33 protein-coding genes and 2 tRNA genes are annotated in these 21,209 nt (G+C 62.7%); 14 read left to right on the top strand and 21 right to left on the bottom strand.

The genetic code is table 11. From position 1 onward, the window contains the following. Positions 1-6: 6 nt before the first annotated feature. From JC607_RS07360 to JC607_RS07350, 3 genes are all read right to left on the bottom strand, one after another. Complete coding sequence (locus JC607_RS07360) at positions 7-375, bottom strand: hypothetical protein (RefSeq protein ID WP_198836292.1); 369 nt, start codon at positions 373-375, stop codon at positions 7-9. Further along, on the bottom strand, positions 363-914 hold the full coding sequence (locus tag JC607_RS07355; RefSeq protein ID WP_198836291.1) for a DUF6538 domain-containing protein: 552 nt from the start codon (positions 912-914) through the stop codon (positions 363-365). Before JC607_RS07355 ends, JC607_RS07360 begins: the two co-directional genes overlap by 13 nt. Positions 915-1,029: 115 nt before the next feature. Then, positions 1,030-1,104 (bottom strand) — tRNA-Thr (locus JC607_RS07350). 550 nt (positions 1,105-1,654) lie between these two features. Here JC607_RS07350 and murA point away from each other — a divergent pair. Together murA and JC607_RS07340 are read left to right on the top strand one after the other, a co-directional pair. Continuing rightward, positions 1,655-2,923, top strand: a complete 1,269-nt coding sequence (gene murA / locus JC607_RS07345) for a UDP-N-acetylglucosamine 1-carboxyvinyltransferase (RefSeq protein ID WP_198836290.1) — start codon at positions 1,655-1,657, stop codon at positions 2,921-2,923. 10 nt (positions 2,924-2,933) lie between these two features. After that, a complete protein-coding gene (locus JC607_RS07340) occupies positions 2,934-3,410 on the top strand; it encodes a DUF2948 family protein (protein ID WP_198836289.1) in 477 nt (158 codons plus the stop codon). Positions 3,411-3,454: 44 nt separating this feature from the next. Here JC607_RS07340 and JC607_RS07335 read toward each other — a convergent pair whose 3' ends face one another. Next, positions 3,455-3,973, bottom strand: coding sequence for a hypothetical protein (locus JC607_RS07335; RefSeq protein WP_198836288.1), 519 nt, complete (start codon positions 3,971-3,973; stop codon positions 3,455-3,457). Then, a complete protein-coding gene (gene tyrS, locus JC607_RS07330) occupies positions 3,970-5,220 on the bottom strand; it encodes a tyrosine--tRNA ligase (protein ID WP_198836287.1) in 1,251 nt (416 codons plus the stop codon). The genes JC607_RS07335 and tyrS overlap by 4 nt, the downstream gene beginning before the upstream one ends. A 78-nt stretch (positions 5,221-5,298) precedes the next feature. Here tyrS and JC607_RS07325 point away from each other — a divergent pair, with 78 nt between their 5' ends. Both JC607_RS07325 and JC607_RS07320 read left to right on the top strand, forming a co-directional pair. Beyond that, entirely contained in the window at positions 5,299-6,444 is a 1,146-nt protein-coding gene (locus tag JC607_RS07325; protein WP_198836286.1) for an anhydro-N-acetylmuramic acid kinase, read from the top strand. Between the two features lie 186 nt (positions 6,445-6,630). Further along, positions 6,631-7,647, top strand: a complete 1,017-nt coding sequence (locus tag JC607_RS07320; RefSeq protein ID WP_198836285.1) for a Hint domain-containing protein — start codon at positions 6,631-6,633, stop codon at positions 7,645-7,647. 65 nt (positions 7,648-7,712) lie between these two features. On the opposite strand, the gene purN is transcribed toward JC607_RS07320, so the two are convergent. Then, positions 7,713-8,306 carry a phosphoribosylglycinamide formyltransferase gene (gene purN / locus JC607_RS07315; protein WP_198836284.1) on the bottom strand — a complete coding sequence of 198 codons (594 nt, stop codon included), beginning with the start codon at positions 8,304-8,306 and terminating at the stop codon, positions 7,713-7,715. Beyond that, positions 8,303-9,373 (bottom strand): phosphoribosylformylglycinamidine cyclo-ligase, encoded by a 1,071-nt coding sequence (purM, locus tag JC607_RS07310; RefSeq protein WP_198836283.1) that lies wholly within the window; start codon positions 9,371-9,373, stop codon positions 8,303-8,305. Before purM ends, purN begins: the two co-directional genes overlap by 4 nt. Positions 9,374-9,575: 202 nt before the next feature. Between purM and JC607_RS07305 the strand changes: the two genes are divergently transcribed. Further along, positions 9,576-9,651 (top strand) — tRNA-Ile (locus JC607_RS07305). A 46-nt stretch (positions 9,652-9,697) separates the two neighbouring features. On the opposite strand, the gene xerC is transcribed toward JC607_RS07305, so the two are convergent. The 14 genes from xerC to JC607_RS07235 form a co-directional block, all read right to left on the bottom strand. Beyond that, on the bottom strand, positions 9,698-10,762 hold the full coding sequence (gene xerC / locus JC607_RS07300; protein WP_233092737.1) for a tyrosine recombinase XerC: 1,065 nt from the start codon (positions 10,760-10,762) through the stop codon (positions 9,698-9,700). Continuing rightward, a complete protein-coding gene (locus tag JC607_RS07295) occupies positions 10,762-10,947 on the bottom strand; it encodes a hypothetical protein (protein ID WP_198836281.1) in 186 nt (61 codons plus the stop codon). Before JC607_RS07295 ends, xerC begins: the two co-directional genes overlap by 1 nt. A 46-nt stretch (positions 10,948-10,993) precedes the next feature. Next, entirely contained in the window at positions 10,994-11,638 is a 645-nt protein-coding gene (locus JC607_RS07290) for an HNH endonuclease signature motif containing protein (RefSeq protein WP_198836280.1), read from the bottom strand. Continuing rightward, complete coding sequence (locus JC607_RS07285; RefSeq protein WP_198836279.1) at positions 11,635-11,874, bottom strand: hypothetical protein; 240 nt, start codon at positions 11,872-11,874, stop codon at positions 11,635-11,637. The genes JC607_RS07290 and JC607_RS07285 overlap by 4 nt, the downstream gene beginning before the upstream one ends. A 2-nt stretch (positions 11,875-11,876) precedes the next feature. Then, positions 11,877-12,161 carry a hypothetical protein gene (locus JC607_RS07280; RefSeq protein ID WP_198836278.1) on the bottom strand — a complete coding sequence of 95 codons (285 nt, stop codon included), beginning with the start codon at positions 12,159-12,161 and terminating at the stop codon, positions 11,877-11,879. After that, the gene (locus tag JC607_RS07275) at positions 12,154-12,588 is read right to left on the bottom strand and encodes a DUF4326 domain-containing protein (protein WP_198836277.1); all 435 of its coding nucleotides are present in this window, start codon (positions 12,586-12,588) and stop codon (positions 12,154-12,156) included. Before JC607_RS07275 ends, JC607_RS07280 begins: the two co-directional genes overlap by 8 nt. Further along, complete coding sequence (locus JC607_RS07270; RefSeq protein WP_198836276.1) at positions 12,588-12,791, bottom strand: hypothetical protein; 204 nt, start codon at positions 12,789-12,791, stop codon at positions 12,588-12,590. The genes JC607_RS07275 and JC607_RS07270 overlap by 1 nt, the downstream gene beginning before the upstream one ends. Before the next feature lie 173 nt (positions 12,792-12,964). Further along, positions 12,965-13,861, bottom strand: a complete 897-nt coding sequence (locus tag JC607_RS07265; protein ID WP_198836275.1) for a DUF2303 family protein — start codon at positions 13,859-13,861, stop codon at positions 12,965-12,967. A 41-nt stretch (positions 13,862-13,902) separates the two neighbouring features. Next, positions 13,903-14,238, bottom strand: coding sequence for a hypothetical protein (locus JC607_RS07260; RefSeq protein WP_143040453.1), 336 nt, complete (start codon positions 14,236-14,238; stop codon positions 13,903-13,905). A gap of 11 nt (positions 14,239-14,249) precedes the next feature. Further along, positions 14,250-14,444, bottom strand: coding sequence for a hypothetical protein (locus JC607_RS07255; protein ID WP_198836274.1), 195 nt, complete (start codon positions 14,442-14,444; stop codon positions 14,250-14,252). After that, a complete protein-coding gene (locus JC607_RS07250) occupies positions 14,441-14,707 on the bottom strand; it encodes a hypothetical protein (protein WP_198836273.1) in 267 nt (88 codons plus the stop codon). Before JC607_RS07250 ends, JC607_RS07255 begins: the two co-directional genes overlap by 4 nt. Then, entirely contained in the window at positions 14,704-14,955 is a 252-nt protein-coding gene (locus tag JC607_RS07245; protein WP_198836272.1) for a hypothetical protein, read from the bottom strand. The genes JC607_RS07250 and JC607_RS07245 overlap by 4 nt, the downstream gene beginning before the upstream one ends. A gap of 199 nt (positions 14,956-15,154) precedes the next feature. Next, positions 15,155-15,418, bottom strand: coding sequence for a hypothetical protein (locus JC607_RS07240; RefSeq protein ID WP_198836271.1), 264 nt, complete (start codon positions 15,416-15,418; stop codon positions 15,155-15,157). A gap of 199 nt (positions 15,419-15,617) precedes the next feature. Then, complete coding sequence (locus JC607_RS07235; RefSeq protein ID WP_198836270.1) at positions 15,618-15,887, bottom strand: helix-turn-helix domain-containing protein; 270 nt, start codon at positions 15,885-15,887, stop codon at positions 15,618-15,620. 400 nt (positions 15,888-16,287) lie between these two features. Here JC607_RS07235 and JC607_RS07230 point away from each other — a divergent pair, with 400 nt between their 5' ends. The 9 genes from JC607_RS07230 to JC607_RS07190 are packed head-to-tail and all read left to right on the top strand — an operon-like array spanning position 16,288 to position 21,092. After that, positions 16,288-16,710: a hypothetical protein gene (locus tag JC607_RS07230; protein ID WP_198836269.1), complete on the top strand. Its 423-nt coding sequence runs from the start codon at positions 16,288-16,290 to the stop codon at positions 16,708-16,710. Further along, positions 16,707-16,961: a hypothetical protein gene (locus JC607_RS07225; protein ID WP_198836268.1), complete on the top strand. Its 255-nt coding sequence runs from the start codon at positions 16,707-16,709 to the stop codon at positions 16,959-16,961. Before JC607_RS07230 ends, JC607_RS07225 begins: the two co-directional genes overlap by 4 nt. Then, a complete protein-coding gene (locus JC607_RS07220; RefSeq protein ID WP_198836267.1) occupies positions 16,958-17,281 on the top strand; it encodes a hypothetical protein in 324 nt (107 codons plus the stop codon). Before JC607_RS07225 ends, JC607_RS07220 begins: the two co-directional genes overlap by 4 nt. Then, positions 17,278-17,688 (top strand): HNH endonuclease, encoded by a 411-nt coding sequence (locus JC607_RS07215; protein WP_198836266.1) that lies wholly within the window; start codon positions 17,278-17,280, stop codon positions 17,686-17,688. The genes JC607_RS07220 and JC607_RS07215 overlap by 4 nt, the downstream gene beginning before the upstream one ends. A 9-nt stretch (positions 17,689-17,697) precedes the next feature. Then, complete coding sequence (locus JC607_RS07210) at positions 17,698-18,804, top strand: hypothetical protein (protein WP_198836265.1); 1,107 nt, start codon at positions 17,698-17,700, stop codon at positions 18,802-18,804. Continuing rightward, on the top strand, positions 18,801-19,133 hold the full coding sequence (locus JC607_RS07205; RefSeq protein ID WP_198836264.1) for a DUF3307 domain-containing protein: 333 nt from the start codon (positions 18,801-18,803) through the stop codon (positions 19,131-19,133). Before JC607_RS07210 ends, JC607_RS07205 begins: the two co-directional genes overlap by 4 nt. Further along, complete coding sequence (locus tag JC607_RS07200) at positions 19,130-19,849, top strand: hypothetical protein (protein WP_198836263.1); 720 nt, start codon at positions 19,130-19,132, stop codon at positions 19,847-19,849. Before JC607_RS07205 ends, JC607_RS07200 begins: the two co-directional genes overlap by 4 nt. Continuing rightward, complete coding sequence (locus JC607_RS07195; RefSeq protein WP_198836262.1) at positions 19,846-20,577, top strand: DUF2786 domain-containing protein; 732 nt, start codon at positions 19,846-19,848, stop codon at positions 20,575-20,577. The genes JC607_RS07200 and JC607_RS07195 overlap by 4 nt, the downstream gene beginning before the upstream one ends. After that, complete coding sequence (locus tag JC607_RS07190; protein ID WP_198836261.1) at positions 20,577-21,092, top strand: DNA N-6-adenine-methyltransferase; 516 nt, start codon at positions 20,577-20,579, stop codon at positions 21,090-21,092. Before JC607_RS07195 ends, JC607_RS07190 begins: the two co-directional genes overlap by 1 nt. Positions 21,093-21,209: the final 117 nt, after the last annotated feature.

Raw genomic sequence — 21,209 nt, 5'->3', positions numbered from 1 at the left:
GGTCTGTCAGGGGAAAGGGGAACTCCGGACATAACCGGATTTGCTCAACAAAGCCCCCTTCGCGCAGGCGAATGCTGCCATCGCTTTAAGGTGGGTCACGAGTCGGGTGCGGGTCTTGAAGCTGATTTGCGCCCCGTCTCGCGCCGCTCTGGCCGCTATTGCCTCCCGCATTGGCAGCGCTTTTTCAGCCTTCGGGAAAGTGCTGGGAAGGTCAGCGGCGGCGGCGTCGAATTCAGACAGGTGCAGGCGCGTCAGTTTGGTAAGCGGCACATCACCATGAAATTCGATCCAGCGCCGGACGGTGTAATTCAGGGCCTCGGTGTTCTGGACAGTGTAGGACTTGGCGCGGGCGAAAGCCTCGGCTAGCGTCCGCATTCCCGTTGCGGTTTCCTCAACGCCCTTTGGTGGTGCGGGGTGTCTATGTGCAGCACATCGGCCAGCGCCCGGACGCGGCGCGCTTCGGCGGTCATTACCGCAAGCCGGGCCTGAACTTCGGCAGATTCGGCCTGGGTTTCAATCTGGGCGGCTCGGTCGCGGGTTTCGTCGGTGGGCGCGGGGCTGGCGGCGGCGGTGAGAAAGGCCACGGTGGCGCGAAGGGTGCGCAATTCTTCCGCTACGCCACTAATGCCGCCCAGATCGGCCAATAGCTGGCGCTCCTCGGCTGGCAGCGCCGCAGCAAGGCGGGCGCGCTGAGATTCGGCGGCTGACGCCGCCAAAACCGCAGCAATGTCGCGGTCAAGATCCGCCTTGGCGGCTCGAGCCTCGCGCTCGGCTACTTTGGGGTCTGACGTTTTCAAGGACCGGCGCCGCGCGGCAAGGCCACCGTTGGCTGGGCGCAGCGGCATCGGAATCGGCAGATTGAGATAATAGGTGCCGCCGCGTTGCTGGCAGTATTTGACCGGGGGGAGAGGCATGACAGGACCGCTTTGTGTTAGCGGTTTCTAACACAAAATCTAACGCAAAGACTAACGCAAAACGAAAACCCAAGGAATTGATTTTGCTAAGTTTTTGACATTCCACAAGAAAAAATGGTGCTGTGAGAGAGGATTGAACTCTCGACCTCTCCCTTACCAAGGGAGTGCTCTACCACTGAGCTACCACAGCGCCGTCTCGGTGAGCGGGGGAATAAACATAATCATTCCCGACCGCAAGCCCCTTTTCTTGCTCTTGTGACGGCTTCCTTCCGGCGGGCTCTGGACCGTGCCGGGGGGAGAGGCTATTTCTTGCCGGCATGGACCAGTTCGAGAAGAAGCCCCCCCAGGACAGACCCGTAGACAGACCTGCAGACAGACCTGCACGCAAGGCGGCCGGTGCTCCGGTTGTGAGCGCGGCGACCATGCGGGAAGGTCGGCTCAAGGCGGCGCTGAAAGCCAATATGGCAAGGCGAAAGTCGCAGGCGCGGGGGCGGGCGGAAGGTCCCGGCCCTGAGGACGGGGCTCATGGCCAGGGGGGCGGAGATATCGGTTCGGGAGAAGACAGTTAAGCCCTGGCCCCGTGATCTGGTCGAGGGGCATGAGGTCAGCGGTTTCCGACAGGCGGCACGGTCGCCGACAAGGCCAGGTGTGGTGCTGATCTGCCGGGGCTATGCGCAATAAGGGCTGTGACCGGGCCCGAGAGTGGCGGTCATAACAAGGACAAAGGGTAAGAGGCGGGCATGGATTCGATTCTGGTTAAGGGCAACGGCGCACTCAACGGGGTGATTCCCATCGCGGGCGCCAAGAATGCCTGTCTGACACTGATGCCGGCGACGCTTTTGTCGGAAGAGCCGCTGACGCTGACCAATGCGCCGCGTCTTTCGGATATCCGGACGATGACGAGCCTGCTGGAATCGCTCGGCGTTGAGGTTTCGGCGTTGCAGGATGGCAAGGTCATCACCATGTCGTCGCATGGCACGCTGAACCCGACGGCGGATTACGATATTGTCCGCAAAATGCGGGCGTCCAATCTGGTCCTTGGCCCACTGCTGGCGCGGCTGGGTCATGCGGTCGTGTCGCTGCCCGGCGGCTGTGCGATCGGCGCGCGGCCGATGGATATTCATATCGATGCGCTCTCGGCGCTTGGGGCCGAGATCGATCTGCGGGACGGCTATCTCGATGCGAAGACGCAGGGCGGGCTGAAGGGCGCGGTGCATGAGATGCGCTTTGCCTCGGTCGGCGCAACCGAGAATTTCGTGATGGCGGCGACGCTCGCGAAGGGCACCTCGGTGCTGAAAAACGCCGCGCGCGAGCCGGAAATCGTTGATCTTGTTCAGTGTCTGCGCCGCATGGGCGCCGAGATCGAGGGCGAGGGCACCTCGACCATCACCATCCAGGGCGTGACGGCGTTGCGCGGCGCCACCCATCCGGTGGTGACCGACCGGATTGAGCTTGGCACCTATATGCTCGCGCCCGCGATCTGTGGCGGCGAGGTGGAATGCCTGGGCGGGCGGATCGATCTGCTGGCGGCGTTCTGTGAGAAACTCGACGCGGCGGGGATTTCCGTCACCGAGACCGAAAAAGGTCTGAAGGTCGCGCGCAAGAATGGCCGCGTGAAGGCGGTTGATGTGGTGACCGAGCCTTTCCCGGGTTTCCCGACCGATCTCCAGGCGCAGATGATGGCGCTTTTGTGCACCGCCGAGGGCACCTCTGTGCTGGAAGAGAAGATCTTCGAGAATCGCTTCATGCATGCGCCGGAACTGATGCGGATGGGCGCCAGGATCGAGGTCCATGGCGGTCATGCGACGGTTCATGGCGTCGAGAAGCTGCGCGGCGCGCCGGTGATGGCGACCGATCTGCGCGCAAGCGTGTCGCTGATTCTGGCCGGGCTCGCGGCCGAGGGGGAGACGGTGGTGAGCCGGGTCTATCACCTGGATCGCGGCTATGAGCGGGTCGAGGAGAAGCTCCTCGCCTGTGGAGCGCATATCGAACGGATCAGTGGCGTCTGAGGGGGCGGAGATGGCAGATGCACGTTTCGAGGATGGCGACGAGGCACCGCTGAAGCTGGTGGCGCTGGAGCCAGAGGATCTGACGGTGATCGCCAGCCTGATCCAGGACGCGGTTCTGCCGGCCAGTGAGATGAAATATGATCGCAAGCGCCGCCGTTTTGCGGCGCTTGTCAATCGCTTCCGCTGGGAAGACAGCGGTTTTGCCGAACGCTCTGGCCGTGCCTATGAACGGGTGCGCAGCCTGTTGACGGTCGAAGATGTACTTGAGGTGCGCAGCCAGGGCATCAGCCCGGGCGACGCCGATCAGGTGCTGTCGGTTCTGGATCTGGCTTATGCGCCGGGCGAGGATGGCACCGGGGCGCTGACGCTGATCCTCGCCGGAGACGGGCTGATCGAGCTGCGGCTGGAAGCCCTGGAAGTGGTGCTGACCGATGTGACGAAGCCCTATCTCGCGCCATCGGGGAGGAAGCCCGAACATCGCGACTGACGGCCTGTCATTGCGGGTCTGCTGTCAAAGGCTCTGCCGCGCCTTCAGCCGGGCGGGCAGGAGGTCAGCCAGAGCTGATCCCAGGGTTCATCTCCCGGGCTGGTGAAAATGGCATAGCGCAGCTGGCGCCCGAGATCGGTGAAGAGGAGGCTCGGCGGAGCCTTGTCGCCCTCGATGGGGAAGGCGCCGATCTGGTTGCCCTCGACTGAATAGACCACACCCGCCCAGACGCGACAGGCCTCCAGCTGTTCCTCGGTGGGCGCATCTTCGGGGCCGGGGGGCGGGCAGCCGTCATAGATCACGCCGGTATCGCGGCTGGTGCCCATACCGGTACGGATCTCGCCCCAGAGCATGCGCCCGTCCCGGGTTTCAATGTCGAAAACCGCAAGCACCATGCCGCTTTGTTCCCAGCTTTGCAGCGGGCGGAAGCTGAGGCGGAAGCCGGTTTCCTTGTCGGTATAGACGGATTGGGTCACCGGGCAGGCGACGTCCGCAAGTGCGGGCGCCACAAGTGATGTCAGCGCGAGGGCGAGGCCCGCGCAGCTGAGGCGGCTGCGGATCACTCCAGCACCACCAAAGCGTGGCGCTTCTTGCCGGCGGTGAGTTTCACCGGATCGGCCAGCTCGCCCGCGCCAAGGCGCAGGCCCGCATCAAGGATGATCTCGTCATTCATCTTTGCGCCGCCCTCGGCGATCAGCCGTTTTGCGTCTTTGCCCGAACCCGAAAGCCCGGCGCGGACCAGAAGCTGGACAATGCCGATCCCGTCGGCCACTTCCGCCGCAGTCAGCGCCACGGTCGGCAGGTCATCACCGATGCCGCCCTTTTCAAACACCTCGCGCGCGGTTGCCTCCGCCGCCTTCGCCGCCTCTTCGCCATGCAAAAGCGCGGTTGCGAGATTGGCGAGGATGATCTTCGCCTCGTTGATCTCGGACCCTTGCAGCGCGCCCAGCCGGTCGCATTCCGCAACCGGCAGTTCGGTGAAGATCTTCAGGAACCGCGCCACATCGGCATCGGTCGTATTGCGCCAGAACTGCCAGAACTCATAAGGCGAGAGCATCTGGTCATTCAGCCAGACCGCGCCATTCGCGGATTTGCCCATCTTGCGCCCGTCCGAGGTGGTCAGAAGCGGCGTGGTCAGCCCGTAGATCTCGCGGTCGGCCACACGGCGGGCAAGGTCGATCCCATTGACGATATTGCCCCATTGATCCGATCCACCCATCTGCAACAGGCAGCCATAGCGCTGGTTGATCTCAATAAAATCATAGGCTTGCAGGATCATGTAATTGAATTCGAGGAAGGACAGGCTCTGTTCCCGGTCCAGCCGCGATTTGACGCTTTCAAAAGACAGCATCCGGTTGACCGAGAAATGCCGCCCGATGTCGCGCAGGAAATCGAGATAATTCAGATGATCCAGCCATTCGGCATTGTTGAGCATGATCGCGCCATTTGGCGTATCCGAGTAATCAAGGTATTTCGCGAAAACCCGGCCCATGCCGGCAATATTCTCGTCGATCTTTTCCGGGGTCAGCAGCGGGCGCTCTTCCGACCGGAACGAGGGATCCCCCACCTTGGTCGTGCCGCCGCCCATCAGCGTGATCGGTTTATGGCCGGTTTTCTGCAGCCAGCGCAGCACCATGATGTTCATCAGATGGCCGACATGCAGGCTTGCCGCCGTCGCATCATAGCCGATATAGGCGGGCACCACCCCCTTGATCAGGGCCGCGTCCAGCGCCTGATAATCGGTGCAATCGGCCACAAAGCCGCGCTCGAACATCACACGCAGGAATTCTGATTTCGGATGGTAGGTCATGGGTCGCGCTCCGCGCTTTCGCTTGCATATAGTCAGGCGGGTATAGCCGGGCGGGGGGTAAAGGAAAAGATGGGCAGCATGGCGGAAAAAGATCCCTGGAAAAGCGTCGCCCAAAATGGGGAGAGCGGCCCGGCGGTCTGGGCGCTTGGCACCATGTCGGGGACCTCGCTTGACGGTGTCGATGCGGCGATGGTGCGGACCGACGGGCATGAGGTGCTGGATTTCGGCCCCTCGGCCTTTCGCCCCTATACGGCGGCCGAGCAGGCGGTTCTGCGTGCAGCCCTCGGGCGCTGGCCTGGCGAGCCTGGTGTGGCCGAGGCCAGTGAGATTGTCGAAACCGCCCATGCCGAAGTGATGGCGCGCTTTGACGGTGTGCAGATCGCGGGCTTCCACGGCCAGACCCTGGCGCATGATCCGGGGGCGCGCGGCACGCATCAGGCGGGGAATGGCCAGCTGCTGGCCGATACGCTCGGTCTGCCGGTGTTGTGGGATTTCCGCAGCGCAGATGTGCAGATGGGCGGGCAGGGCGCGCCGCTGGCGCCGTTCTACCATTTCGCGCTGGCGCGCCGGATCGGCGCGACGGGGCCAGTGGCTTTCCTAAACCTGGGCGGCGTTGGCAATCTGACCTGGGTGGATCCTGCGCTGCCACATCCGCAATCCGAGGGCGCGCTGCTGGCCTTTGACACTGGCCCTGCCAATGCGCCGGTGAATGACCTGATGCAGGCCCGGCTTGGCAAAAGCCATGATGAGAATGGCGCGGTGGCGGCAAAGGGACGGGTGAAAAAGCCCGTGCTGGATCAGTTCCTCGCCCATCCGTATTTTCTGAAAATGCCGCCGAAATCGCTGGATCGCGATGCTTTCGCGGGGCTGGTCGCTGCGGTCAGAAAACTCGACACGGCGGCGGCGGCGGCCACACTCACTGCAGCGGCGGTCTCGGCGGTGGTGGAAGGCGCGAAACATTTCCCGCGCCCGGTGTCGCGGCTGCTTGTGACCGGAGGCGGGCGGCACAATCCGGTGATGATGAAGGGCCTCGCAAAGCGGCTCGGCTGCCCGGTCGATCCGGTCGAGGCGGTGGGGCTGGACGGGGATATGCTCGAAGCCCAGGCCTTCGCCTTCCTTGCGGTGCGGGTGGCGAAGGGGCTGCCGACCTCGTGCCGGACAACCACCGGCGTTGCGGCCAATATCGGCGGCGGCACTCTGTCGCGGCCAGCCCTGTCAGACTGAGCGGCGGCAGACCGCGGCCCGTTTCAGCACTGCCGCACCTTATGAAGCCTGTATTGCACAGTAAACTTTGCGTGCCAGGAGTTTAATTCCTGCGCTAAAATTTTATGTGTTGCCAGAACTGTCGCGACGGGGGGGCGACCCGCAAATATGCGTCCCGAAGGGCGTTGCTCGGAATGGATGACTGGCTTGGCAACCTTTGAATTTTACGCGACCGGCGATCAGATCGGCACCTATGGCGCCGCGAGCGGACAGGGCAATGGGATGGGGATGGTCGTCACCCTGACCAATGTCCATGCGATCGGAAGTGCCACCGATATTTACCGGATCGTTGTCAGCCAGGCAAACAGCAACGACACCACTTTGCATAACGGCCAATGGGTGTCGATCTATACCTGGTCAGAAAGCAATCCCTCCGGCACGCTCGTCTACAGCCAGCTGAACCCGCAGGACGATATGTTCCAGGGCCGGGCTTCGGGGGAAAATTACCAGATCTTCAGCTACAGCTCGAACCTGGTGATCGACCTGCGCGGCGTCGCGAACGGCACGACCACCTATGGCGCCGAACAGAACGAGGCGCTGAATGCGCAGCTGCCCTTCAGCGGATTTGCGAAGTCCCCGCAGGATCTGTTTCCGCCAACCCCTTGTTTCCTTGCCGGAACCAGGATCCTGACAAAGCGTGGCCCGGTTGCGGTAGAACAGCTGCGGCCCGGCGACCGGGTCTGGACGCGCGGCCATGGGATGCAGCGGATCCGCTGGATCGGATCGGCGCCTGCGGCCGGTATCGCCCATCTCGCACCGGTGCGTTTTGAGACAGGCGTCCTTGGCAATGACCGCCCGGTCTTTCTGTCGCAACAGCATCGCGTGCTGGTCAGCGGCTGGCAGGCGCAGCTGAATTTCGGCGCGGAGGAGGTTCTTGTCGCAGCGCTGCATCTGGTGGATGGCGAGCGGGTCCGGATCGAGAGCCGGCCACAGGTCGAATACTGGCATATCGCTTTCGCGCAGCATGAGATCCTCTGCGCCGAAGGCATGCTGGCCGAGAGCCTCTTTCCGGGCCCGATGGCGCTTGCCTCGCTTTCACCTGCCGCGCGGGAGGAATTGCTGGCACTGTTCCCGGACCATTTCGGCGAGAGCGCGCGGGCGACGCCGCAGACAACGCGTCTCTGTCTGAACCGGCGCGAGGCGCAGGTTCTGCATCTGGACTGAACTGCGATCAGGCCCGAAGGGCAGTCTGCTCTGAACAGGGGTCTGACCCGGGGCTCAGACGCGGTTCAGCCTGTTGTGAAAACCGGGCTGTGATCGCCTGCCGCATAGCGGCGCAGCACTTCCGGGTAGAGACGATGTTCCTCGCGCAGCACCCGTGCGGCAAGGGTTTCGGCAGTATCCCCCGCCAGGACCGGCACCCGCGCCTGACCAAGCAACGGTCCGTCATCCAGCACCGCCGTCACCTCATGCACCGTGCAGCCCGCCTCCTGATCGCCCGCGTTAAGCGCGCGCTGATGGGTGTGCAGCCCGGGATATTTCGGCAGGAGGGACGGGTGGATGTTCAGCATCCGGCCCTGAAACCGCGCGACAAAGCCCGGCGTCAGCACGCGCATGAACCCGGCAAGGCAAAGGATATCCGGCTGTGCCGCCTCGATATGGGCGATCAGTTCGGCCTCGAAAGCCGCGCGGTCGGCTTTGAACGGGCGGTGATCGACGGCGGCCGTGGCAATGCCGGCCGCGCGCGCTTTTTCCAGCCCCGAGGCGGCGGGGTCATTCGACGCCACCAGCACCGCGCGGGCCGGATGGTCGCCGGTCATCGATCTGACCAGCGCCATCATATTCGAGCCACCCCCCGAAATCAGGATGGCGACGCGTTTCACAGCAGGCGCCCTTTGTAGATCACGCCTTCGCCCGCGGCATCCTGCGCTACGATCCGGCCCATGCGCACCGGCGCTTCGCCGGCGGCTTTCAGGCTGGCCTCGATGGCATCCGCCTGGCCCGGGTCAACCACCAGCATCATGCCGATGCCGCAGTTGAAGGTTTTCAGCAGTTCCGGCTCCGACATGCCGGCGGTCTCGGCCAGCCAGCGGAAGACCGCCGGCAGATCCCAGGCACCAAGGTCGATCTCGCAGGCCAGCCCTTCGGGCAGCACGCGGGGCGGATTCTCGGTGATTCCGCCGCCGGTGATATGCGCAAGGCCATGGACCCCGCCCAGTTTCGCCGCTGCCAGCGCCTGTCTGACATAAAGCCGGGTCGGCTGCAGCAGCGCCTCGCCCAGCGTCGATTGTGCCCAGGGGCAGGGGTCGGACCAGCCAAGGCCGGAGATTTCGACCACCTTGCGCACGAAACTGTAGCCGTTCGAATGCACGCCGCTGGACGTCAGGCCGATCAGGATATCGCCCTCGGCAACGCCTGCGGGCAGGTGGGTGCCGCGCTCCATCGCGCCGACCGCGAAACCGGCGAGGTCGAAATCACCCTTGTGATACATGCCCGGCATCTCGGCAGTCTCGCCGCCGATCAGCGCACAGCCCGATTCCGCGCAGCCCCTGGCGATCCCCTCGATGATCCGGGTCGCCTCATCGACATCGAGCTTGCCGGTGGCGAAATAGTCAAGGAAGAACAAGGGCTCTGCGCCCTGGCAGACGAGGTCATTGACGCACATCGCCACCAGATCGACGCCGATCGTATCGACATTGCCGGTATCGATCGCGATCCGCAGCTTGGTGCCAACCCCATCGGTCGCCGCCACCAGGATCGGATCCTTATAGCCGGCATCCTTGAGGTCAAAAAGCGCGCCAAAACCGCCGAGCCCCCCCATCACGCCCTTGCGCGACGTGGCTTTCGCAGAGGGTTTGATCCGGTCGACCAGCCGGTTTCCGGCGTCGATATCGACGCCCGCGCCCGCATAGGTCAGCCCTTGTTTCCCGGCATTCTCGCTCGTGGTCATTCGCCCGTCTCCCGGCCCGCTGGTCGCCCGTTCAATATCTGGCCCGCTTAGCCCAAAGCCTTGCAAAGCGCAACGCGCCCCGGGAGGCAGGGGAGAAGTAGCCGTTTCGAATCCTTGACCCCTGGCCGTCATCTGCTTAGGCAGGTTGCACTTTCCGGGAGGCATATGGCACAGGGGACACCCGGGGCCATCCGCTCCTGCCGGGCCTGTAGCTCAATGGTCAGAGCAGGGCGCTCATAACGCCTTGGTTGGGGGTTCGAGTCCCTCCGGGCCTACCATAATCCACTTATGGTTTTGGTATTAAAAGAAAATATTGCGCGTGGGTCACTTTTGGCCAGCGCGTGGGTCAGTCGGCGTTCCCGGAATGATCTGATCGATCCGATCTATGGCGTGCGCAGCGAGGCGCGCGCGCTCTGCAGAGCGGATGTAAATCTTGGTTTCTGAACTGCCGAGTTCATGCCCCAGAAGAACATCAATCTCGCCGCTGCTGGCGCCGCCGGCAGTCAGAATCGCGGACAGTCCCTTCCTCACACCATGCAGGCTGCGATTTTTCAGGCCAGCGGCTACGGCCCATTCCCTGAATTTGTTTCCGAGGCCGGCTGCGCTGAATGGCGCGCCATAGCCGTTCAGGAGATAGGTCATGTTTCCGTGGCCGGTGATTTCATCCAGCAAGGCTTTGGACATTGGCATTTCCACCAACCCATGTGGTGCCTTGTCCTGCTTCCACCGCAGCCATGGGCGGCCGTCGCGCATGTGTTCGTTCTGGCGGCCGAGGCGACACAGATCACCTCGGCGAGCCGTGGTCGCCATAGCGAGAACCAGTGCGCGCCGGGCCATGCTTCCGGGACCGTGATGGCCAAGGAATGCCGAGATGTCCTCTGCGGTCCATGCCTGAAAACCATCTGTTTTTTTGCGATTGCGGGACACGTCGCGGGTCGGGTTTCCGCAGGTGACGTGGTCACGGCGGATCGCCCACTTATAGAGGGCGGATATGGCCTTCAGAAGGTTGTCGGCGGCACCCGGCGTGGCCATGAAGCGATCATGCAGCTTGATCACCGCACTCCTGGGCATGTTGGCATCTTTCGAGCCGTATTCCTCGACGAGGCGACCAAGGTGGTGCCGGTGACCTTTCAGGGTCAATGGTGACGCCAGATGCGAAGCGGCGCGCTGCTCCAGATCTTCAAGGTAGAGCCCGACCAGCCACTCGACGCTTCCGCGAACCGATTTGGAGATTGGTACTGGCACATGATCGCGCAGGCTCGAATAATGGTCGAGAAACTCCCGGCTTCCGGCTTCACCCTTTAGGGTGACTTTTACCTTGCCGCGCCGATACCGGTAGCGGATCGCGCCGGATGGCAGCGTTTCTTCGGTCACATATGGCAGGCGCATCAGGTCCACGGCTCTGGTTTCCGCTCATCCTTATCGTCGGTGTCGGGCTTGTCCACTTCGGCTGTCAGGATCCGGATCGATCCGTCGCGCGGGAACTCGAGACCGTGGATGTTCAGGCCGGCCTTCTGCGCGATCGCTATAGCCTTGAGAGAGGCGGCTTCACTGATCACAAATCTCTTTCCCATTATGCCGCTTCCTCCCTCACCATCAGATGGGCGCAGTTCGCCCTGGTCATTTCGAAGTCTTCCGTGCGTCACGGGCCGCGTGGTCCAGTTTTGCGATTGCCATAAGCGTCGGCTTCAGATCGGCCGGCGCTTCGTCGTATCTGACCTTGGTCCAGCGTCCGTTGAGCTTTGGCAGCATGGCTTGTGGAATCGCCTCCCAGTTCGCCGGGGCGCAGTTGGTCTTGTCGCCGTCGAGACATTTCAGGACATAGCCCTTTGGGATCGCGCCGTTCTCTTTTTCCCAGAACCAGCGATGCTTCTGTACGCGACGGGTCGCGGCGCCGGTATGCGGGTTGGTCTCGGCAACTATAAGCCAGACATACCCGTCCTTCGGATCGATGCTCTCGTGACCTGGGCCGCGATAGGTATGGGGGCGGTTGCCCTTCTTGAAGGCGGTTGGTAGGCATTTCGCCCTCGCCTCGGGCGACATCTCCTTGCCTTTGTTGGCAGCCGGCTGGCCCTTGATGAAGCGGCCATCGCGACCGGACAGCCAGCCCCGGCGGTTGCACAGAGCCTTCAGGTTCGCGAGCGACACATCATCCCGGCGCCAAAACGAACAAAAGGACCTGTGCAGATCGGCGCGGGCCCAGTCTTTGCGCGCCTCGATCCAGTCGAGCTCCTCCGGTTCAAATCGGATCCGCCGCCCCTTCATTCCCGGGTGCTCCCGATCTGCGGCAGCATGGGCAGGATGCCGGGGCCGTGGTCATGAAACAGCTTCGCCGCCCGCAACTGAAGCTCGGCATTACTGGTGACCTGATCTGCGACCGACACAATTGCCTCGGCACGTTTCACCTCGGCGTCGAGCTGTTCAGAAGTCAGGTTCTCATCGGCCAGGCGCTCAAGTTGCGCGAACAGATGATTGTTCAGGTCGGACAGCTTGTTCTTCATGATCAGATCTCTCCCGCCAGCACGCGCCGGTCATGCTCTGCCTGTTTGTCCTTAGCGCTGTCGAAAAACCGGCCAGCGTTTTCGTTCAGCATCTGGGCGATGTCCTCCATGAGCTTCTCGCCATCGGTCCACATCTCGGGCGGCATGATCAGTAGCGGGCCGCGCAGACCCATCGAGACGCATCCATCGGCCAGTTTCCTCGACTTCTCACCGGCATAGATCGCCAGCGCGCCGCGTTTTGGGATCGTGAGGGCAGTGGGTGCGGCGTCGAAATACCTGTCAGACATTGGCGACCTCCATCAGCGTCTCGGCGTGGCATGGCTGGCCGGGCTTGCACCAGCAGGCGAAGCTGTGGCCGCGCAGCGCGGGCAGGCGGCCCAGAACGGCGGCGCGCAGCTCGTCGAGGGCATCAATGCAACGGGTCACATCGGTGCCGCTCAGCCCCGCAGGCAGAGACGGGATGCCGGTGCGCAGCCATTCAGCGTGAAGCGCGACCACGCGCTCGGGCGTGAGGATCTCGCTCATAGGGATCAGCGGATACCAATCCATTTTGCCCTGCAGCGATCCGTTCGGGATGCGCAGACCGCCGTCTTCGCCCGGCACCCAAGGATTGCCGAACAGGGTGGACCGGTCACAGCGTACGGTGTTGGCCGGCAGGCGCGAGCCTTTGCTGCGCGAAAGCTGGACGCGGGAGGAGGGGGCGTGGTCACGCATCACTCGATCCCCGCAGTGATCCGGTGGCGTGGGCGCTCAACCATGGATGTGATGACCTGGCGGGCGTCCGCCTCCGGAATGCCGAGGTCAGCAGCCAGCCGGACCAGCTTCATGACCTCACCGGGAAAGAAAAAGTTGCCCGGCGATGCCAAAAGGTTTGCGGCAACGGCGTTGCGGAAGCGGGTCTCGGGCGGGATCGTCATGGCTACTCCGGGAAAAGGCTCCCGGCCTTTGCTCTGGCCGGGAGAGGTCCAACAGGGAGGTTGGGGCGGATCACCCGCCACCCCGGCGGGATAAAATCCCCGGTGGTCACCTGGCAGGGCGCCACCGGGGCAAGTAGGCGCGGGGCTAGGCATGCCGCTCGCGCCTGCGAAACTCAGGCTGCGGGCGCTTCGCGACCGATGAAGACGGGCAGCCCAGTCTCTTCGGCAGCAGTGTAGGCGATGGCGGTGAAGCGAGCCCGGCGGGCATATTCGACGCGGTGCCATTCCAGAGCGAATGCGACCGCACCGCCACCAGACGGACGCCACCGGAACAACGCCTCGAGGTCAGACGGCTCTTCGCCGTTGTAGAACGGGATATGCAGGGTGATCTTCTTCGGCACAGTCACACCATTGGACGCGCGGTTCTCGGTCTCGAAGAAGATCTTGCGGTCGCCGTTGTCGAGGCGCGTCGATGTCTTATAGGTCTGGCCAACCGTGGCTTCGAAGTCGCGGCTGATCTCGATCAGGGTCGCGGGATCGGGGTGCAACACGTCCGAACTGTTTTCTTCCAGGAAGCGCGCGAAGGTCTCCTGATCCTGAAACTTCGCCTTCACAAAGGCATCCCAGCGGCTGAACTCCTCGGAGGGGCGCAGCTTCAAGGTAACGCTGTGTTCGTTCGGGCCGGGGGTGCCGGTGTTGTGCGACTGGTTGTCGTGGTGCCAGTCCAGCCGGGCCGAGATAGTCAGTGCGTCATAATCCGCGATGATGATCGACCGCTCGTCCGAGAAGCGGTTGGCATAGGCCGAAAGCGAGGCGCGATCATCGACGATAACGCGCTGCTTTTGCCAGGGCGGCAGCTGCGCGCGGTCCGAAAGCTCGTGAAGGCGGAAGTCATCCGGCAGTGCGACATACTCCCGACCATCCGGCCCGAAGTGGCGAGGATCTGCGAGGCGCGCGCCTTTGATCACGGTCTCCAGCGTTTCGCCGGGGTTTCGCACGTCGAAGCCGGGGATGATCGGCTCGAGCAATTCTGCCTCGGGCGCGGTTTCGGTCTGGTTCTCTTTGGCCATTATCGGCTCCTGTCTGAGGTGAAGGGAAAAGCGGGGCGGGATCAGCCGGTCTCGCGGTCGCGCTCGCGCTGCCGTTCGATCTCGTCCTCGATGTCCATCTGGCGCGGGTCGCGCCGGGTGAGCCGGTTCTGGTCATTGGTGAAATAGATGCCCGGCGGGATTGCCTGGCTGGGCTTCGAGATCTTCGGCGTGGCAGTGACCTCAAGGTGGCCACCCTTCGCGATTTTGAAATCGAAGGTCAGAGCGAGCTTGCCGCTCTTTCCGGTTTCACCGATCGCGTCCATCAGCTCGTTGAGCTTCTGGTTGCAGTCGTCGAGCAGCTCGCCCCGTCGAAAGGTCTGCACGAATTGAAGGAAGTTCAGTTCAGGCGCTGACATGCCGAATCCTTTCAGCAGCAGCCCGGCGGGGTGCCGGGGAAGGTGAGGTTGAGAAGGGCGAGGATCAGACTGCGCGCGAGGACGGCCCCGACGAAGGCGAGGAAAATCACCCCGGCGATCACGGTCAGCCCTTCGAAGTGCAGCAGGAAACCGCGGCGGCGCCGGTAGTGCGCGAGCGGGACGGAATAGCTGGTGCGCGGGATCATGCGAGCGCTCCCGGCTTTTGCATATCCACCGCAGCCCCATTGATGTCGGGCGAGAGGATGGCCTGCAACTCTTCGACGCTGCGATCAGCCAGACCGGGGTGGATGCTGGCCAGCGCGCGGATGCGCGGACCCAGACCCTTGCCGCTGGCGGGTTGCAGGCGCAAATGCCCGCCATGGATCACGGTTTCGGGGCGGGTCTCTGCCAGCTGCGGCATCCAGCGGCCCTCGGGCGAGACGGTCTCGTAATACCAGCGGGCGCTCATGCTGCACCGCCGGGGATCAGGGTGAGGTTGTGCAGCCTCGGCCAGGCCGGCCGGGCGTTGGCCTCAAAGACAGCGCGCGGGATGCGGACCAGCTTGCCCTCGGGGTTCTCGGCCACGGGGCGGCTGTCGCGCAGGATCAGCCACTGCACAATGCGCGAGACGCGCTGGACATGGGAAGGCAGGGCACTGTCATGCGCGACGACACTGCGGCGGGCGCGCTGGATCTGGTCGGGGTGGAAACGGGACAAGGCAGGCCTCCATCGGGGATGCGATGGGGATCTGTATAGACAAGAAAGTTGTCAATGCAAATCAAAAATGACAAAAAAATTGTCATTTAGGGCTCTGGCACCGGCTTGGGTGGGGAGAATCGGTGCGAGTGACGGGCCGGTGGTATAGAAAAAGCCCGCCAGCGGCGGGCTTTGAGCTTGGTGGTGTGGGGTGGCTTAACTACTTTTGCTGGCTCTTTTCCTGGCGACGAAGGATGTTCGCGATCTCGGCGGTGTTGCTGGCGGTGTCGAGTTGAGCTGTGCCAAGTTCGGCGACAGCGATCATCATGAGGCCACCAAAGATCGGTGGGATGCACAGGGTTAGCGTCTCGATTGTGGATCGGCCTGGTCCGAAGAAAATCAGCGCCACGCCCGCTAAGATGGCAATGACGCCCAGTACGCCCAGCAGGCCCAATAGTGCGCGTGCGGTACCGTAGTTTTTCATAAGTAATTCTCCCTTTAGTAGAATTCTATCCACAAGTGCGCCCGCAGAATTGTTTCGGATCGGGGTTGACCGGTCGTTAATCACCGCACAGGATCGGAACTTTAGGGGAACATTGGGGCTGAGGAATGAAAGAGGACGCTAAGATTAAGGCTCTCAGGGGTGCTTCTGAGGTAAGTGGCCTCACTATCGATTTTCTTGATCACTTGTCCGGCGGGTTGTCCAGCCAAGCCTTTCGGAGGTTCATCGGCAATGCTTCAACAATCCCCTCGTATATGAAATCCAGAGACAGATCGTACGTTTTTCGCAGCTTGCGAGCTGCGGCCAGTCCAACGGGGAAGTCTCCACTTTCATAGTTGTTTATGGCTGCGCGTTTAAGGTCGGCCTTGGCCGCATATTCCTCTTGGGTGTAGCCCAAAAGGTTGCGGTGCCACGAGATCCTCTGGGCCATGTCGGTGTAGGGCTTATCCATGGGTATAGACCTACCTGACAAAAAACTTGTCACAAGATGATTGTCTTGTCTTGCCAGATGACAAAATATTTGTCATTTGGTTGGCATGAGTAGCACATCCGAAATCATCGACGCACTTGGCGATGACACCGTTCGCAGGCTTTGCGGCGTCGGTGAGTTCTCCGTCCGTGCGGCCCGTCGCGGGCAATTTCCAGCAAGCTGGTTCGATTTGATTGACCGTGCGTGCGCGGATCGAGGGATTGTATGCCCGCGCTCCCTTTTTTCGTTCAAGCAACCTCACGCCGAGGATGCTGCATGATGCCGTCCAATCTGACCATTCATTTTCCATGTGCCCTGTCTCGCACGGGTGCATCCGCGCGTCACGGAAACAAGGTTTCCGTGGTCAATCAGGGATTTCGCCATGTCTGATCTGAGCCGAATGATCCGCGTCCTGATGCAGGGCCTTGTCGATCGGGCAGGTGGGGTCGAGGCGGCTGCTGCGCTGATCGGCGCTCGCCTCGGGACCGATGTTTCCAAGGGGTCCATCTCAAAGCGCAATGCAGGTCATCTCAGCTGGCCTTTCGACGAGATAGTCGCGCTGGAGGAAGCGGTGGGCGATCCCTGCGTCAGCCGCTGGCGGGCACGCAACCTCCCAGAGGTCGAGGAAGGGCAGTGCCTGATGCTCGCCGTTTCGGAGGCCTATCGGGAAACCGGTGAGGCCTTTGGTGCTGCGGCGGCCCTGGCTTCTGGAAACGGCTGCCGGGTTCAGGCCGGGAAAGAAGTATCTGAGGCAGTGGCCTCGGTCGAAAAGCTTGCTGCCCTGATCAAGGGGTCCGGCAAATGAACCGGGTTGTGACTGTAGATTTCCGCGCCGATCTTGCCCCGTTCCAGCGGGTGGTTGCCGAGATCCTGACGTTGGTGCGCAAACTCGGGCCCGAAGGGCTGGAGCTTTTGCGCGATTTTACCGCCCAGGAGAAGGGCGGCTTTTCGATCGGCAATCCCTCAGTCTCTGATGGGGTGGCGACTGTCGCGCGTGAGCCGTCACCGGTCACACTGGCATTCCTTGAGGATCTGCGCCGGAGGGCAGGGCAATGACCGCTGCTCCCACCCATTCAGTGGCCAAAGATCCATGCCCTGAGGCCTTGCCCGTGATTTACATTCATCACGGCCCGCAGGGTGACATGGTGTATGCGGATCGGCCGGTCCTGATCGTCCATGTTGACGATGGTCAGCCGCTTGACCGTGTGTTTGTGCGTGCCTCGTTCATGCCGCCGGCGGATCTAATTCACGGGCCGGTCGGCTGTACGCAGCATGGCTGCCCCGAGACCGTTCCCCGCAAACAGCGGATGGTCGCCTGGCTTGAAAGGGTCGGGGCAAAACTGGCGCCTCTTCTCAGTAGTGGTACGATCCAATGACCCCAACCGCCCGCAAGCGCCCGGAATGGATCGGCAAGACGCCTGAAACGGCTGTGCCGTCCTGGGTCAAAGATCGCATCCTGAGCGCCCAGAATGATCGCTGCGCCGAATGCAGTAATGATTTCTGCGCCCAGCTGCGCCCGGAATTCGATCACATCAAAGCCCTGATCAATCTGGGCGAGAACCGCGAAAGCAACCTGCGGGCGCTTTGCGGCCCCTGCCACGGCAAAAAGACCGCGGCCGATGTGGCGCTCAAAGCCAAAGTTGCCCGCGTTCGCGGAAACCATCTCGGCCTCAAGCCGAAATCCAGTCGACCCGTCGGCGGCTGGAACGCCAAAAACTTCATTCAGACGCTGGATGGCACGGTTTTGCACCGCGCCACGCGCCAGCCTGTCACCAGACGATAGGGGGCCGATATGTCAGGTCATCCCGAGCAAAGCGCCGGCGCAGAACAGATTGCAGCCGGGGCGGACGCAGGCGCGGGGGAGGGTGGTTCCTCCTCCATCCCCGGCCACCACCCTGGGGCGCTCGCCGCTGTGGCGTCCTCGGCCGGACTGGCTGGAGGGGGAGTAAAGGGGGTCGCCGGGAATTGGGATCCCGGCAACCCCGAAAAAGACCAATCGCTACTCCCCAATGAAAGAAAGCTGCGCCTCGGAATTGATTCGCGCAATGACTATAAAAGCTGCGTTTTGGATATCGAATTGGGCGCAACCGTAACTGCAAACACCTTTGAAACGGGGGCCGCCCCGCAGTCTGGGGTGTTGGGTGGCGGCCCGGATACTCGTTACTGCGGAAGTGGTAGCGCTGGCGATGGTGCCGGCGCAGTGGGAAATCTGGACGCTTCGTCCCCCGCCACACCCGAGGGCGATGCGATCAGCAGGGGGGCGGCAGGCCTTAAACGCATTGTTGAGGAAATCGACGGCGCCATGAACCACGGCACCTGGCGCGATGATCATGGCGTCAGGCTCAAGGATACGCCGGAATGGGTTGCGCTATACAATGCGATGAAATCGCCCGCCGCCCTCACCGCGCAGCCCGTGGCGCACGGTGATGACGCAATCGCAGCCGGCCTGTTCATGGAGGCGGTAACGGGATCGCAGCCCGTGGCGCATGAGCCGGTGGCGATCCTGCGGCTGTCGATAGAGCGCAAGATCGGTATGTACGGTGCGGCATATGACGGGCCGCAGGATGCGCGAGCCTACACTTACCAGCACCAGCCGGGCAATCAGCCGGCCTGGAAGATCGGCCAAGCCGCATCCGCCGCCGCACAGGATCGGGCCGGAGATTACATTGACAAGGGCCTTGGGCTTCTTCGGCACCTTCAAGACGCAGGCTTTGGGGTGTTTTCCCTGGTCAAGGACGAAGCCGCCACCCCCGCGCCGGTAGAGGCTGGGCTGCTGGATGCGATCTGCGACATGCTTCACGGATTCATCGACCCGGATGATGCGGTCGGGGTTCGCATCAATCTGGAAACGATCCTCCGCGCCCAATCCGCCCCTGTGGGCGGGGAGGTGAAGGGATGATGGAGATCCTCGCGCTTCTGATCGTCGGTCACATGCTGGCCGATTACCCGCTCCAAGGCGATTTCCTCGCGCGCGGGAAGAACCGGACAGCCCCGATCCCGGGCGTCCCGTGGCAGCACCCGCTTGCGGCACACTCGATCATTCACGGCGGTTTCGTCGGGATCATCACCGGCACGATCTGGCTCGGCCTCGCTGAGGCGGTGGTGCACTGGTTCATCGACGACGCCAAGTGTCGCGGCCTGATCAGCTACCACGCCGATCAGGCCCTGCACATCGGATGTAAGGTGCTTTGGGTCGCGATCCTCGCCCAGATCGGCGGTGCAGCATGAGCGCCGTGGATCTGCTTACCGTAGCGGACGCGCTGGACCGTTGGGCTGAGGTCGTGCGCGCTGATCGTCCGATTGACGCCAGCATAACGGGCTTGCGCCAGATGGCGCGCGTGGTGAGGGATGCTCTCGAGCCAGCCAGCCGGGCAGAGATGATCGCGGCGGCGGCATTGGCGCGTCACAGCGCTGCATGCGATGGTGGTCATTCGTTGGTGGGCACTGCGGCTGCTGAGGCGGCAGTTGATGCGATCATCGCCTTGGGGCGCCGCGCCCCGGTCAGCGCCGGGAAGGTGAAGGCGCTGGTGTGGCGTCCAGATGGCATGGCGGCCTCAATCGTTGGCCAGTATGTCGTTTGGGATGCGATTTCTAAAACGGGGTGGCGCCTTTCGGTTCCGAGCGCCCAGCTCAATGTCACGTGCTGTGCCACGGAAGCCGAGGCGAAAGCCGCCGCCCAGGCCGATTACGAGGCCCGCATCCTCTCGCAGTTCGAGCCGGGTGACGGGTGGCAGGGGATCGAGAGCGCGAAGCCGCCGAAAGACCGGCCATTCCTCGCACGCAATCCGGGCTTTGCAGCCTTCATAGCCGAATGGTCTGATATAGATCAGGATTACATCCATGACAGTGGCGTGGATGGCTGGATCTGCCTGTATTTCTCGCACTGGATGGAGATCCCGGAACTGTCGCCCGCCTCTCTCCCCCAAGGGGAGGAGACGAGATGAGCGTCAGAGCGGACATTATCGCCAAGGTCAGGAGCTTGCGCGCCAGGGCGGGGGATAGCGCCTCGTCCGAGGGGGAAGCTGCCGCAGCAGCGCGGATTGCTGCCAAGATCATTGCCGAAAACCAACTCACGGAGGCGGAACTGCGGCAGCGTGGCGCTGGCGGCGTTTCTGAGGCCACGCATAATGACGGGCGTGCAAGGAAGCACCCCGCACTTGACGCGGCGGCCGCAGCAATTGGCCTGCTGACAGAATGCACCGCGCTCGTGCGAGGGGGCGCGAATATCTGGATCGGCCAGCCAGACGATGTGGCCTTTGCGATCTACCTTTGCGAATTGATCGAGGGAGCCTCGGAAAGGGCATATCGCGCCCACTGGACCCGTAGGTTCACTTCTGCGCCCCGTCCGTTTTACAGGCAGTCATTCATGGCCGGATTTGGGCATGGCGTGGCGCAGCGCATGGTCATCCTGACGCGCGAGCGCGAAGCGGAGCGGAAGCGTGCCGCCGAAATGACCAGCAGCACAGATCTTGTCGTCGTGAAGGGCGCCATCATCGCTGATTACTTGGCTGAGACGCGCCCGATGCTGCGCACCGAGCGAACCCGCGCGAGAAAAGAGCCGGATACTATGGCGCTTCTGAGCGGGCTCCACGCCAGCAAATCTTTGCTGTTGAGCCGTCCAGTCGAGTGTGACGCCCCTCCCTCCGCTCTCTCGCAGGAAGGGGAGGCGTGATGGGAGTTTGGGAACCGTCTCTCGGCGCATCTGACGAATGGTATACCCCAGCCTATCTGTTCGATGCGCTTGGGGAGACATTTGACCTCGATGTGGCCTCTCCGTCTGTTCGGTGGCATGTTCCTGCGCGGTGCTGGCTGAACGAGAACGATGATGGGCTGAAGTATGCCCCGTTCTGGCATGGCTTCGTCTGGATGAACCCACCCTTCGGCGGTCGGAACGGGTTGGAACCGTGGCTGGATCGCTTCTTTGCGCACGGCACCGGCATTGCCCTGACCCCGGATCGCACCAGCGCGCCGTGGTGGCAGGAGGCAAACCTGCGAGCCGATGCCACGCTGTTCATCGCGGGCAAGGTCAAGTTCATCCGCCCGGATGGCAGCGAGGGCAAATCGCCCGGCACCGGCACCACGCTTTTCGCGGCTGGCGAGCGGGCGGCGCGGGCATTGGTCCGCGCGCAAAAGTCCGGGCTTGGTGCGGCCATGACCCGCGCCACCCCTCACAGGGAGGGCGAGTAGATGGGGCGAAACAAAAAAGCCGCCGTCGCGACATGCGCAAGGGCGGCTCTCTCTTCACTCAATACGACCAGAACTCGATCACTCGTCACCAGAGGTAATGGGGCACCTATACGCCGG

This window comes from Paracoccus sp. IB05 (genome assembly GCF_016405985.1).
In the GTDB taxonomy this organism is placed as follows: Bacteria; Pseudomonadota; Alphaproteobacteria; order Rhodobacterales; family Rhodobacteraceae; genus Pseudogemmobacter.
The sequence above is the reverse complement of the archived record's forward strand: the minus strand, read 5'-3'. Positions and strand labels throughout refer to the sequence as shown.